The organism is Flavobacterium esculini, assembly GCF_048284325.1.
In the GTDB taxonomy this organism is placed as follows: domain Bacteria; phylum Bacteroidota; class Bacteroidia; order Flavobacteriales; family Flavobacteriaceae; genus Flavobacterium.
The window spans coordinates 64,928-78,842 of sequence record NZ_JBLVPI010000015.1 but is presented as its reverse complement, the minus strand read 5'-3'; the positions used below and the strand labels follow the sequence as shown (position 1 = coordinate 78,842).

The window sequence follows — 13,915 nt, the reverse complement described above, 5'->3', positions numbered from 1 at the left end:
GGGTCAAATGTGTATCATTTGACCCTTTTTCGATAATTGTAAAAATTATATTTTCTTCATTTGATCTTTCATCATCGTAATCTGATCTTTCAACATATTCTGTTTGTCTAATTTTTTAGCTTCATTCAATAAGGAAGTAGCTTCTAATTTTCGGCGACGGGTCATGGCAACTCCAGCTAAATTCAATTTGGCTACAGCTAAATCCATATCCATTGACAATCCTAATTCAATCGCTTTCTTGAAATATTTCTCTGCTTGATTGATATTCGTTTGCGAAAGCATGATTCCGTGTAAGTAATTGAAATATCCCTGTTGTTTTCTTACTAAAGCAGTTTCTGGGTTTTTGATGTAAGCCAACCATTTTTTAGCCCCTTCAAAATCCTGTTTTCTTAGTTTTAAGAAGGCAAGTAAGATGAATTCGTTTTTGAAGTAAAGAAAAATAGGAATTGCACTCAATAAAATAAGGAATATTCCGTTGCCGATATTTCCTTCAGTAAATTGCCAAATGCCAGTAGCTATAATAAGTCCGGCGATAATAAGTTTAATATTTCTGTGAAACATAGTGTGTTTATTTTAAGATCACAAATATAGTAAAAGGAATTGAAAATATTTTTACAAAACTGCTTGTGAGAAAAAAAAGTCTTTGTATATTTGCACTCGGTTTTAGAATAACAGTTATTCGAAATTAGGAAGACATATAAATAAGATTTTTAAAGATACAAAGCAATGAGCAAAAGAACGTTTCAACCATCGAAAAGAAAAAGAAGAAATAAGCACGGATTTATGGACAGAATGGCTTCTGCTAATGGAAGAAAAGTTCTAGCGCGTAGAAGAGCTAAAGGAAGACATAAATTGACTGTTTCTTGCGAACCAAGACACAAAAAATAATGTTTTTATAAACATATATAAGGCGTTACTTTTTTTAGTATCGCCTTTTTTTATACCTTATCGTTAAAATAAGATTAAAAGTTTAATGTTTAAAGGTTTAATGTTGCGCAACTGACCATAAACCTTAAACTTTAAATAAAAAAAACTAACTACAATTATAATACAATGCCAAAAGATACATCCATAAAATCAGTTTTAATAATAGGTTCAGGCCCAATTGTTATTGGTCAAGCATGCGAATTTGATTATGCAGGATCACAATCTGCACGTTCTATTCGTGAAGAAGGAATTGAAGTGATTCTAATCAACTCCAATCCGGCTACGATTATGACCGACCCAAGTATGGCCGATCACATATATTTGAAACCATTAACGACTAAATCCATTATTGAAATCCTTAAAGCACATCCTCAAATCGATGCCGTTTTACCTACTATGGGTGGACAAACCGCTTTGAACTTGTGTCTGGAAGCTGATGAAAAAGGAATTTGGGCTGATTTTGGAGTAAAATTAATCGGGGTTGATGTCAATGCCATTAATATTACCGAAGACAGGGAGCAATTCAAAAACCTTCTTAAAAAAATCGGAGTTCCATCTGCGCCTGCAGAAATATGTACCTCTTATCTTAGAGGAAAAGAAATTGCTCAGGAATTTGGTTTCCCGTTAGTAATCCGTCCGTCCTTTACTTTAGGTGGAACTGGAGCTGCTATTGTTTATAAAAAAGAAGATTTTGACGAACTTTTAACCAGAGGTTTAGAAGCTTCACCCATTCACGAAGTTTTAATTGATAAAGCATTGATGGGTTGGAAAGAATACGAATTGGAACTTTTGAGAGATAAGAATGATAATGTTGTGATTATCTGTTCTATCGAAAATATGGATCCAATGGGAATTCATACCGGAGATTCGATTACGGTGGCGCCTGCCATGACCTTGTCTGACACGACTTTTCAAAGAATGCGTGATTATGCGATCTTGATGATGCGTAGCATCGGAAATTTTGCTGGAGGTTGTAACGTGCAGTTTGCCGTTTCGCCTGACGATAAAGAAGATATTGTAGCGATTGAAATAAATCCTCGTGTGTCTCGTTCCTCCGCTTTGGCATCAAAAGCAACGGGGTATCCTATTGCTAAAATTGCTTCCAAACTGGCTTTGGGGTACAACTTAGATGAATTACAAAATCAAATTACCAAATCGACTTCGGCTTTATTCGAACCAACTTTGGATTATGTGATTGTAAAAATTCCACGTTGGAACTTTGATAAATTCGAAGGAGCTGACAGAACATTGGGACTTCAAATGAAATCCGTTGGTGAGGTAATGGGAATTGGACGTTCGTTCCAAGAAGCATTGCACAAAGCGACTCAATCATTGGAAATCAAAAGAAATGGTTTAGGCGCTGACGGAAAAGGATACACTAACTACGAACAAATTATCGAGAAACTGACTTTTGCGAGTTGGGATCGTGTTTTTGTGATTTATGATGCTATTGCGATGGGGATTCCATTGAGCCGCATTCATGAAATCACTAAAATCGATATGTGGTTCTTGAAACAATACGAAGAACTTCAGACGTTAGAAAAAGAAATTTCTAACTATAAAGTGGAATCTTTGCCAAGAGAATTGTTACTTGAAGCGAAACAAAAAGGTTTTGCCGACAGACAAATCGCGCACATGGTAGGTTGCTTGGAAAGTCAAGTGCATACGTTGCGTACTACAATGAACATCAACCGTGTATTCAAACTGGTTGATACTTGTGCTGCGGAATTCAAAGCAAAAACGCCTTACTATTACTCGACTTTTGAAGCCGAAATCGAAAAAGCTGACGGAACACGTTACGTTGATAACGAAAGTGTTGTTACGGATAAAAAGAAAATAATTGTTCTTGGGTCAGGCCCAAATAGAATTGGACAAGGAATCGAATTTGATTATTCTTGTGTTCACGGGGTGCTTGCCGCCAAAGAATGTGGCTACGAAACGATCATGATCAACTGTAATCCAGAAACGGTTTCGACTGATTTTGATACAGCCGATAAATTGTATTTCGAACCAGTTTTCTGGGAGCATATTTACGATATTATCCAACATGAGAAGCCAGAAGGTGTTATCGTACAATTAGGTGGACAAACTGCCTTGAAATTAGCTGAAAAACTGTCTAAATACGGTATTAAAATTATAGGAACGAGTTTTGATGCTCTGGATTTAGCCGAAGACAGAGGACGTTTCTCAGAACTTTTAACCGATTTAAAAATTCCTTTTCCACAATTTGGAATTGCAGAAACCGCTGATGAAGCGTCTGCTTTGGCTGATACTTTAGACTTCCCATTATTGATTCGTCCTTCTTATGTGTTAGGTGGTCAGGGAATGAAAATTGTAATCAACAAACAAGAATTAGAAGAACACGTTATCAATTTGTTGAAAACGATTCCAGGAAATAAGTTGCTTCTAGATCATTATTTAGATGGTGCAATTGAAGCGGAAGCGGATGCGATTTGCGATGGAGAAAATGTGTACATCATAGGAATTATGGAGCATATCGAACCTTGCGGAGTGCACTCTGGAGATAGTAACGCAACTTTGCCACCGTTTAACTTAGGCGAATTTGTAATGCAACAAATAAAAGACCATACTAAAAATATTGCGTTGGCTTTGAGAACGGTTGGTTTAATCAACATTCAGTTTGCGATCAAAGATGATATCGTTTACATCATTGAAGCGAATCCTAGAGCGTCTCGTACGGTTCCATTTATTGCAAAAGCGTATGGAGAACCTTATGTGAACTATGCGACTAAAGTAATGTTAGGTCACAATAAAGTAACCGACTTTACTTTTAACCCACAGTTGAAAGGATATGCTATCAAGCAACCGGTTTTCTCTTTCAGTAAATTCCATAATGTGAACAAAGCATTAGGACCAGAAATGAAATCAACAGGAGAAAGCATCTTGTTTATTGATGACTTGAAAGATGATCAATTCTACGAATTGTACTCTAGAAGAAAAATGTATTTGAGTAAATAAAACTTGAATTTGTTATATGTAAAAAGCCCCGATTGGGGCTTTTTTTGTGGGGTAATGTTGTTCGTTGTGGACTCAAAATCAGAGATATTTGCGGCGTTTCTGATGAATGTATAGGAGAGCGGAGAATTAACGTTATCAGGCTTGGCGATGTGGCGGATTAAGTAAGCCTAAACCCAGCATATTGCTGTTATACCCAGTAGTTATTCTTGCTTTTAGTTAGTTTCAAGCAACCAATTAAAAACATTTAGGTGTTTTACTCCGCTTCTGTTTTGGGTAAAAGAATCTGTCGTGAGTAAATATTTTGGGTAGTTATCGTTGATTTTTTCTAATGCGCCAAACTCACGTTCAACGGTATTTTCGTTTGTCATTTGCCAAGCTACTTGATAGTATTCGATGTCGCCTGTTGGGGATTTGCATACAAAATCTACTTCAGTATTACGTGTTGTACCTGTCCAAATTTTGTTGCCTCTGCGGAGTAATTCGAGGTAAACAACGTTTTCTAATATGTGTCCTCTGTCGGTGGTTCTTTCTTTACCTGCCAAAATATTTAACAAACCGGTGTCCACCAAGTAATATTTTTCTTGTGTGGCGAGTTGTTTTCTACCTTTTAAATCGAATCGATTTACTTTATAAAACACAAAACTTGCCACTAAATATTCTAAATATTTTTCTACAGTGGCGTGATGTATGCTTTGTTTGTCTTGCTTTAAGGTATTTGAAATGTTGCTTGGCGAAAGCGAATTGCCAATGTTTGAGGCTATAAATTTTACAATGTTGCTAAAAGCCCGTTTGTCATTTATTTGGTGGCGTTGAGTAATGTCTTTTTCTATTATTGTTGTGTAAATGGCTTCCAAATATTCGTATATTTTATCGAAACCTTCTTCACGCAATTCTACGCCTTTTGGCAATGATGTTTCGTTCACGTAATCAAAAAACAAGGCTTCGTAATTAAGGTATTTGTTGCTTGTGTCAATGCTGCGTGCCGTTAAGTATTCTTTAAACGAAAAAGGTAAAATAGAAATTTCGATGTAGCGACCGCTCAATAAAGTTGCCAACTCACTACTCAATAAAAAGGCATTTGAACCTGTTATATAAACATCTGTGTTCTCAGTAGCAAAAAGTCCATCCACTAATTTTTCAAAAAGTGGAATATTTTGCACCTCGTCTAAAAAAACATAGTTAAGCTTATCGGCTTGCAGTTTCTTTTTTATTTCAAAGTAAATGTCGTCCCACGTTTTGTTTAAGTAATTTTCAGGCAACTCAAAGTTGTAGAACTGAATTTGACGTTTGCCAACACCTTGTTTTAGTAATAGCTCTCGATAAAGTTCCAGAAGTGTACTTTTGCCTGACCTACGTAAACCGCTTACTACTTTTATAAGGTCTTTGTCTTTGTACGACAATAGTTTTTCTATGTATTCTTTGCGGTTTGTGTAATTGTTCATAGGATAAAGATAATGAATAAATTATCAAAAGTTGCAAAAAACGCAAGTTTTGATAATTTTAATTCGCCTAAATTGTTTTATAATCGATAGTGTGAATTATTTAAATGTCAAGTAAACATAGAATTATGAACAGAAATGAAATCAACAGGAGAAAGCATCTTGTTTATTGATGACTTGAAAGATGATCAATTCTACGAATTGTACTCTAGAAGAAAAATGTATTTGAGTAAATAAAAAATTGAATTTATTGATATTGAAAAAGCCTCGAAATTTTCGGGCTTTTTTTTGTGGATTATTTTGTGTTAGTGGCTCATTGTTATGGGGTCAAAGTCGGAGACATTTGCCCAGCGTTTCCGATTAACTCTTCGGAGAGCGGGGGGGGGATGTTAGATTTTTTTCATTAGAAATTCGCCCAATCCTAATTTTAATATTAATTCGCTTTCAGTTAATTTAAGAACTGAGAAATCTAACTTGTCTTTTCCTGTATTTAAAGTTATCATTTTTGAATTTTTAGAAAGTGTCCACTTTCCAATCATATTTTGTCCGAAAGCAAACGCCACAAATTCACCACTATTTTTAAATTCAAAAGTCATTTTATTAATTATATCTGATTTCAAAGTTTGTCTACCGAGATCATCGACTTCTTTATTTAAAGCCTTTTTAAAAATCCATTTTCCGTTTAAAAGTTCGGAACTTTGAGCATTTATAGCCATGCTCCATATAAAAAAGATAAATATTATAATTAATCGGGTCATTTGATTTTAGTTATTTAAGTTAAATATTCGTTTCGCGAGTGCTAATATCGCCCAATGTTCTCATGACTCTAGCCGTTAGCAGGTCAAAGTTAGAGACATTTGCCCAGCGTTTCCGATGAACATATCGGAGAGCGGGGTGATCAATTCTACGAATTGTACTCCAGAAGAAAAATGTATTTGAGTAAATAAAAACTTGAATTTATATATTGAAAAGCCCCTTGGAGCTTTTTTTGTGGGATAGTATTTTATTCTCTTAAATTTTATGGGTCAAAGTCGGAGACATTTGCCCAGCGTAATTAAAGTAACTCTTCGGAGAGCTGGGAGTCGTATTATTATGGAAACCATGATTGACTCCGGGATAAAAATAAGCGGTATTTTCTACTTTATTTTTTTTTGAGGATGGCTTCAAAAGCAGGCCAACCCTCATTTACTTTGGTATCTAAACCGGCATAATGTGCTATTATGAGCGTTTTTATTTTTTCAGTTTCTTCAGTTGTTGGTTGTCCTCCGTAATAAGGAACTGTTGCAGCTAAAGTAGAAACCTTGACCGCCATCATATTGGCAATTTCAGCCCTCGGTTTTCATGTACGACAATTTAGCGGACTATAATTATTTTTTATTTCAAAGTATTAAGAATTCCCACTTTCTTATGGATGCACTTTCTATTTATTGATTTCAATTGTCCTTTTAGTTTTAGCACTTTTTAATGCAGCATCAAGTATTTCCATCACTATCATATTGTTTTCCAAAGAGGAAAGTTCGTAAGGTTTTATGGTGATTTCGTTTCTTACAACAGCAGCCAAAAAGGAAAAGGGATCATTACGAGGTGCTTCTAATTCTTTAATCGGGTATGATTCTTCTTTGAATCCGTCATAACCATCGGCAATGCGCACCCGCAAGTTACTTTTATTGTCCGCATATATAGCTCCATTTAAACCATAAATTTCCATATCTTTTCTTCCAATTGGCCAGTTCCAGGATCCTTGAATTAATGCATTTGCATTGTCATACGTTAAAATTATTGTTGAGTCGTCATCCACATTTGGATTATTTTCAGGCTGTAGTTGCTGTGTTATTGCAGTTACTGAATTTGGCTTTTTGCCTTCCATTATCCAAGTCATTAGATTTGCACCATAACAACCAAAATCTATAATAGCACCTCCTCCGTTTTGGACAGGATCCGTTAACCATTCTAAAAATTCACTATTAACACCAATTTTTTTAGGACCTTTGTGCCCATCACGAATTATAACTTTGCGTAAATCGCCTACATTATCTTTTTTTAATAAATCATATGCTTTATAGTTTGAAGGATACCACGTGGTTTCGTAGTTAGTAAGTAGGTGAATGTTATGCTTTTTAGCAAGCATTTCCATCTTTTTAGCATGTTCCATACTCACGGCCAATGGCTTTTCAACCATTACATGAATTCCCTTTGGAGCACAAGCTTCAACGACTTCTAAATGTTGATATATGGAACCGAAAGCAGTAACTGCCTCTGGATGTGTTTTATCAATCATTTCTTCCATCGTATTAAAAACAATACTCATTGGGAATTTGTGTTCTTTGGAATATCGTTGTGCTAAACCGCGATTAGGTTCTACTATCCCTACAATTTGAATATCTCCAAGATTTTCGCGACCCAGAATTCCATGTACGTGGGTATGCGTGAGATCAATAATTCCAACTTTGAGCGGCTTTTTCTGAGCTAAAACGTTTAGTGATGTTACTATAATTACGAAGAAAGCGTAAAGAAATTTTTGTGACATAGGTAGCATTGTTTAATTTGAAATTGTTTTTGTTAAAATTACTGCTCGTTCATAAAATAGACACGACATTTTTTTGCAAATAGTTAGAATCTTAAGTAAAAAAAGTCCGAATTAAGGGATTTTTAAAAATCAAAATACTCTAATTATTTCTTCTTCAATTTCTCCTTGAAAAAATCAATCGTTCGTGTCCATGATAAAGTGGCAGCCGCTTCATCATATCTAGGCGTGGTATTGTTGTGAAAACCATGATTCACTCCGGGATAGAAATAAGCGGTATGTTCTACTTTGTTCTTTTTAAGTATAGCTTCAAAAGCAGGCCAACCCTCATTTACTTTGGTATCTAATCCTGCATAGTTTGCCATGATGGGCGTTTTTATTTTTTCGGCTTCCTCGGCTGTGGGTTGTCCGCCGTAATAAGGAACTGCGGCACATAAATCTGGGATTTTCACCGCCATCATATTGGCAATCCAACCGCCAAAACAAAATCCTACCACACCAATATGTCCATTACAATCTTTGTGGGATTTTAGGTATTCGTAGGCTGCAATGAAGTCTTCGAGCATTTCTTCACGGGTACGTTTTTTTTGTAGTTCTCTTCCGGCATCATCATTTCCGGGATAACCCCCTAAAGGCGATAAAGCGTCTGGTGCCAAAGTGATGAATCCTTCTATTGCGGCTCTTCTGCCTACATCTTCGATATAAGGATTCAGTCCTCGGTTTTCATGTACGGCAATGATTCCCGGTAGTTTCTTTTTGGTTCCCGTGGGTTGGGATAAAAGCCCTTTGATTTTTCCTCCGCCTTTAGGAGAATCGTAGGTGATAAATTCTGATTTCAACCGTGGATCTCCAGGTTTTATCAAGATAGATTCGATGTAATTAGGCGTCATAAAGCTTAGCAATGATGGAAGCGTAACGCTGCCAATTGCAAACAGCGATAATTTTTCAACAAATTGCCTTCTTTCTATTTTATTATGGGCATAGTCGTCATATAAATCAAAAATCTCTTGACTGATATCTTCTTTGGTTAGCTTTTTCATAAAAATTATTTTAATCTAACTAATTTAGGAAAAAAAGCGATTGTTTTAATCCGTTCGTGCATTACTTGTTACTTTTATTTTAGGCAATATTCTCTAGTCCGCCCGGAAACGGTCTATAGGCGTAATAATGCAAGACTTCTTCAATGGCCATCTTTAAGGCTTCGTTTATTGGGAGTAAAGTGATGGCTAGCCTGTTGTCAATTTGGGAAAGCTGCATGTAATAATCAGAGAAAATGGGTACGTACAATCCATTGCTAATGGCCTCTTCAGTATCCTTATAGTTTTGTTGCTGCTCTTCTTTGATTATTTTGCAAGTGGCTAGTCGCAGTTTGCCATATTTATCTCTGCTGGCGGCATACCCAAAAAGCCTGCAAATCAATCCGCGATAGCGATAGTTGCTACAGCTTCCGTTGCTGCGGTCCAAAACAGCAATCGGTCGGTATAAATGACAATTGTTATCGGATTTGTTGTTTAATTCAACAAGTATTTCGTCGGCTTTGCCGTTTAAAAACAGATATAATGCCCAAGGCAAAAACTCCAAAGGAGAAGCAACGATGTCTGGTGTAGAACAGCATTGGCCGCAGCCAGTGCGACAATGTAAATTAGTTTCTGATTGGAAAGCAGTAATTTCATTTTCAAGACGGTCGAATAATTCTTCAACCAGCCGAACCTTATGTTCTATAGACATTGATTTTTGTGTAAGGTAGTCTATTAAAAAGGGGGAACTGTATAATTAAGTTTTTCTTATCGTTTATAATTTATAAGGTTGTTTTTCAATTGCAAAGCTATAAAAAAGAAAGGAAGTATAGCTAGGCAATTGCGATTGCCATTCCGTTATATTTAGACATTTTAAAACGTTTTGGGTTTATTCAAGTTTTTTATCTTTCGGCATTGTTCCAAAAATAATACCCCAAAGGGGAGTTATTAGACCAAAAGCTACCATTTCATTTTTGTAGTGGTGTAAAAGAATATTCTTTAGAAAACTCATTATTTGGTATTGTGTGGCTAAATGCATTTACTGCAAAAAGTAAATGCATTAGAAAAGTAATCGTCTTTTTCATGATAGTACGTTTTTTTTTGCCTACTCTTTCAATATGCAGTTTTCGGCTCAACTATTTTTGTATTTAAGGAAATGAAAAAAAATATTTAGGATAATTTTAAATCACAGTAATAAATAACTGTAATTATTGGAAAGTATAGGTCAAGTTTTTACATTCTTACTCGTCTTCTTTTGTCAAATATCTTTTGTACCAGACAATCGCTAAATCAGCTACTTCCTGTAATTTTCGTGGTTCTTCGAATAAATGGGTAGCTCCTGGAATTATTTTCATTTCTTTTACGGATCCCAGTTCATCATAAGCCATTTTATTCATCCCAATAACCGGAACATCTTCTCCACCCACAATGAGTAGTGTGGGAGCAGTTACTAAGGGCAATTCGGTTATGGCTAAATCAGGGCGACCGCCGCGTGATACCACCGCCTTTATTTTTTTTCCAAAATGGGCAGCTGCCCGCAATGCAGCTGCTGCTCCGGTGCTGGCTCCAAAGTAGCCTATGGGTAGATTTTTGGCACCTTTATTGGACATAAGCCATAATGTAGTTTCTATCAGTCGGATCGATAATAAATCGATATTAAATCGGTTTTCGTAAATGCGATCTTCTTCCTCTGTGAGTAAGTCAAACAGGAATGTACCTATTCTTTGTTGCTGAATCAGTTCTGCAATCATTCTGTTTCGAGGACTGAATCTACTGCTACCGCTTCCGTGTGAAAAAACAATAATCCCAATTGCATTTTCAGGAATTACTAAATCCCCTTTCAGTGTGACAGATGACAAAGGGATGTCCAAATCTAATTTTTCCATGATTGATTTTTTAAAATAAACAATAGTAGATTTGTAATGCTATTCAATAGGGCTTGAAACATTCAACAATTTAATCACTTCGTCATCTTCTACTTGATTAAAATCTTCATAAAATCCGCCGACTCCTCTAAAAGATTTAGAGGCAATCAGGAAGATAAACTCATCTGCATTTTTCTCAAATACTGTTACGGTCTCACGAGGTAAAACTGGCACTGCTACAATAATTTTTGCAGGATTTCTTTTTCGCAACATACTGATGCTGACCAGTAAGGTATTCCCTGTTGCAATACCATCATCTACCACAATTATGTTTTTGCCTTTTATATCAATAGGCTTGCGATTGCCCATGTAGAGTCCGTATTTTTCCTGTAGTATTTTTCGAAGTCTGATGATAGCTTCTTCTATGTATTCATTGGAAACACCAGGATGTTCATCAATAATTGTAGAATCTATTGATACAGCACCTATGGCAAATTCCCTGTTGTAAGGATGTCCAATCTTTTTAGAGAGCACAATGTCTAAGGGAAGGTGTAAGCTTTTGGCTATTATATGAGCCACGGGTACTCCGCCTCTGGGAACAGCAAGAACAACTGTATTGCTATTCTCGTATTTTTTTAATTTTTCTGCAAGGAGTAAACCTGCTTCAATTCTATCTTTTAACATCTCGTTATACATAACATTAAGTTTTATACAAAAAAGAAAAATTTAACATAAAGGTACTGATTTTCAGTTGTTTTGATTTGTTTTGGTAAATTTATTTCACCTCTTTTCAAAAGATGTTTTAAAATATTTTATTGCTTAATTAGAAAGAAATCAATTTGGAAATTTTATAGTTTAAAAAAGATAGAGTACAAGACTATATCGTCAGGATACAATTTTGATGCATTAGAATAGAGCACGGATTTGAGAGATTAGACGGATTTTTATAGATTTTTTCATTATAACATGAAAAACCCAACATAAATATGACACTTCAGAACATGTTTTGGTAGTTAAAATAGAAAAGAACAAATTTAAATTTGTGTTAATTTGTTCAATCCGTGTTACCTGTTTTCTATTTCCAGATGTGCCCATACCGTAGGCGTATAAAATTATTTCCAATCAAATTAAAACGGTCTTTAATAGCCAAAAAGCACATCGTTTTTATAAAAATATTTTTAGCTATTTTTACCTCATAACTAATTTGAAATGAAATGGCCTCTTTAAAAAATATCAATATAAAAGCTAAAACAGATAAAAATACTGGCTTTGGGACGAATGCAAATAATTATGGAGGTCGTTTTATTAATAAAAACGGGACTGCTAATATCGAGAAACGGGGAATTCATTTTTTGCACCGCATCAGTTGGTATCATACTATGATTGATATGCCACGATGGAAATTCATGTTAGTTCTACTGTTGTTTTATGTTGGAATTAATTTTTTGTTTGCCTTTATCTATTATGCTATAGGAATTGAGTATTTGAATGGTATTGATGCCTCAGGGTCAGATTGGGTACAGTTTGGTCAAGCTTATTTTTTTAGTGCTCAAACGTTCACCACAGTAGGATATGGACATATTAGTCCTTCAGGTTTTATGGCAAGTCTTGTTTCTGCTGCCGAAGCCTTAATTGGGTTGTTGAGTTTTGCTATTGCTACGGGTTTATTCTTCGGGAGATTTAGTAAACCAACAGCATTTTTGAAGTTTTCTCACAATGCCCTGATTGCACCTTACGGCGAAATTACTGGTTTAATGATTAGAACCACCCCTTTTAAGAACACCAATTTTACTGATGCTGAGGCTAAAATGACTCTTGGAATGAGTGTTGAAGAAAATGGGATAATGACTAATAATTTCTACTCTTTGGAATTGGAATTGGATAAAATAAATGCATTAACCTTAAGCTGGACTTTGGTTCACCCAATTACCGAAAACAGCCCGCTCTATAATTTTACGGCAGCCGATTTTGAGAATATTCATGGAGAAATTCTTGTTTTCATTAAAACTTTTGATGATATGTTCAGTAATACCGTTGCTATTCGTACTTCGTATACCTTTAATGAAGTAGTATATGGAGCAAAATTTGAACCGATGTACGCCCGAAGTACCGATAATTCTAAAACAATTTTGAATTTAGATAAATTGGATGCATTTGACAGTGTCACTTTAGAATAAAACAATAGTTTTCAGATTATTTCAAATTAATAAGGAAAAATATTTTACATTTGTTTATTAAATTTACATAAACAATGAACAATATAAAAAGCGTTTTCAGTATAAAAGATCTTGAAAATCTTTCTGGAATAAAAGCGCATACCATACGAATCTGGGAGAAAAGATACGATATACTGCAACCCATGCGTACGGATACGAACATTCGGTTGTATGATTTGGCTAGCTTACAAAAGCTTTTAAATATTACTTTATTGCATGATTATGGGTATAAAATTTCTAAAATTGCCACTTATCCCCAAGAAAAAATACCATCTCTTGTAAGAGAAATTATTTCTACAAAAAATGCTAAAAATCATGCTATCAGTGCTTTTAAAATGGCGATGATGAACTTTGATCAGGAGTTATTTTTTAATACTTACAATTGGTTAATTGCCGAAAAATCTTTCAAGGAAATCTTTCATCAAGTTTTTATTCCTTTGATGAATGAACTCGGATTGCTGTGGCAGTCTGATACAATTACTCCGGCACACGAGCATTTTGTCAGTTATTTAATCAAACAAAAACTACTCGTTAATACCGAAAAATTGCAGGTTTTGAAGCAGACCAAATTTGATAGGGTATTTGTTTTGTCGCTTCCTATGAATGAAATACATGAATTAGGATTGATGTATCTGAATTATGAAATCCTTTTAAACGGATATAAAACGATTTACTTGGGAGAGAGTATGCCAATTGAAAATTTGAAAGATCTAAAGAAACATTTCAATTCGATTGTTTTCGTATCCTACTTGACCGTTCAGCCTGATAGAGATTCCATAAATGAATATGTGACTAAAATGACCGATGAACTGGTGGACGAAAACACTGAGTTATGGTTCACCGGTAGGTTGGTTGAATTTATTAATAAAGAAGAACTTTCTGATAAAATATCAATTTTCGATTCCATTTCGGAATTAATAGACCGAATTTAATTTTCTGTTTAATAATT

13 protein-coding genes are annotated in these 13,915 nt (G+C 35.1%); 4 read left to right on the top strand and 9 right to left on the bottom strand.

Features of this window, described 5'->3' with window-relative positions; all coding sequences use genetic code 11:
• Positions 1 to 45: 45 nt before the first annotated feature.
• Complete coding sequence (locus ACNQGG_RS13380) at positions 46 to 561, bottom strand: DUF2892 domain-containing protein (RefSeq protein WP_143387941.1); 516 nt, start codon at positions 559 to 561, stop codon at positions 46 to 48.
• Positions 562 to 726: 165 nt separating this feature from the next.
• Between ACNQGG_RS13380 and rpmH the strand changes: the two genes are divergently transcribed.
• Together rpmH and carB are read left to right on the top strand one after the other, a co-directional pair.
• Positions 727 to 888, top strand: a complete 162-nt coding sequence (gene rpmH, locus ACNQGG_RS13375; protein WP_007136275.1) for a 50S ribosomal protein L34 — start codon at positions 727 to 729, stop codon at positions 886 to 888.
• 165 nt (positions 889 to 1,053) lie between these two features.
• A complete protein-coding gene (gene carB / locus ACNQGG_RS13370; protein WP_417964745.1) occupies positions 1,054 to 3,906 on the top strand; it encodes a carbamoyl-phosphate synthase large subunit in 2,853 nt (950 codons plus the stop codon).
• 212 nt (positions 3,907 to 4,118) lie between these two features.
• Here carB and ACNQGG_RS13365 read toward each other — a convergent pair whose 3' ends face one another.
• The 8 genes from ACNQGG_RS13365 to ACNQGG_RS13330 all read right to left on the bottom strand — a co-directional run bounded on the left by ACNQGG_RS13365 (position 4,119) and on the right by ACNQGG_RS13330 (position 11,446).
• Complete coding sequence (locus tag ACNQGG_RS13365) at positions 4,119 to 5,348, bottom strand: ATP-binding protein (protein WP_417964743.1); 1,230 nt, start codon at positions 5,346 to 5,348, stop codon at positions 4,119 to 4,121.
• 386 nt (positions 5,349 to 5,734) lie between these two features.
• The gene (locus tag ACNQGG_RS13360; protein WP_417964741.1) at positions 5,735 to 6,103 is read right to left on the bottom strand and encodes a lipocalin family protein; all 369 of its coding nucleotides are present in this window, start codon (positions 6,101 to 6,103) and stop codon (positions 5,735 to 5,737) included.
• 383 nt (positions 6,104 to 6,486) lie between these two features.
• Complete coding sequence (locus tag ACNQGG_RS13355) at positions 6,487 to 6,660, bottom strand: dienelactone hydrolase family protein (protein WP_417964739.1); 174 nt, start codon at positions 6,658 to 6,660, stop codon at positions 6,487 to 6,489.
• A gap of 105 nt (positions 6,661 to 6,765) precedes the next feature.
• Positions 6,766 to 7,872, bottom strand: a complete 1,107-nt coding sequence (locus tag ACNQGG_RS13350) for a Gfo/Idh/MocA family protein (protein WP_417964737.1) — start codon at positions 7,870 to 7,872, stop codon at positions 6,766 to 6,768.
• Positions 7,873 to 8,015: 143 nt separating this feature from the next.
• Positions 8,016 to 8,909, bottom strand: a complete 894-nt coding sequence (locus tag ACNQGG_RS13345; protein ID WP_417964735.1) for a dienelactone hydrolase family protein — start codon at positions 8,907 to 8,909, stop codon at positions 8,016 to 8,018.
• 79 nt (positions 8,910 to 8,988) lie between these two features.
• Positions 8,989 to 9,597: a YkgJ family cysteine cluster protein gene (locus tag ACNQGG_RS13340; protein ID WP_417964733.1), complete on the bottom strand. Its 609-nt coding sequence runs from the start codon at positions 9,595 to 9,597 to the stop codon at positions 8,989 to 8,991.
• 529 nt (positions 9,598 to 10,126) lie between these two features.
• Entirely contained in the window at positions 10,127 to 10,771 is a 645-nt protein-coding gene (locus ACNQGG_RS13335; protein ID WP_417964731.1) for a dienelactone hydrolase family protein, read from the bottom strand.
• A 39-nt stretch (positions 10,772 to 10,810) separates the two neighbouring features.
• Positions 10,811 to 11,446, bottom strand: a complete 636-nt coding sequence (locus ACNQGG_RS13330) for a phosphoribosyltransferase (RefSeq protein ID WP_417964729.1) — start codon at positions 11,444 to 11,446, stop codon at positions 10,811 to 10,813.
• Positions 11,447 to 11,964: 518 nt separating this feature from the next.
• On the opposite strand from ACNQGG_RS13330, the gene ACNQGG_RS13325 reads away from it, so the two are divergent.
• On the top strand, positions 11,965 to 12,927 hold the full coding sequence (locus ACNQGG_RS13325) for an ion channel (RefSeq protein WP_417964727.1): 963 nt from the start codon (positions 11,965 to 11,967) through the stop codon (positions 12,925 to 12,927).
• A gap of 74 nt (positions 12,928 to 13,001) precedes the next feature.
• The gene (locus ACNQGG_RS13320) at positions 13,002 to 13,898 is read left to right on the top strand and encodes a MerR family transcriptional regulator (protein WP_417964725.1); all 897 of its coding nucleotides are present in this window, start codon (positions 13,002 to 13,004) and stop codon (positions 13,896 to 13,898) included.
• Positions 13,899 to 13,915: the final 17 nt, after the last annotated feature.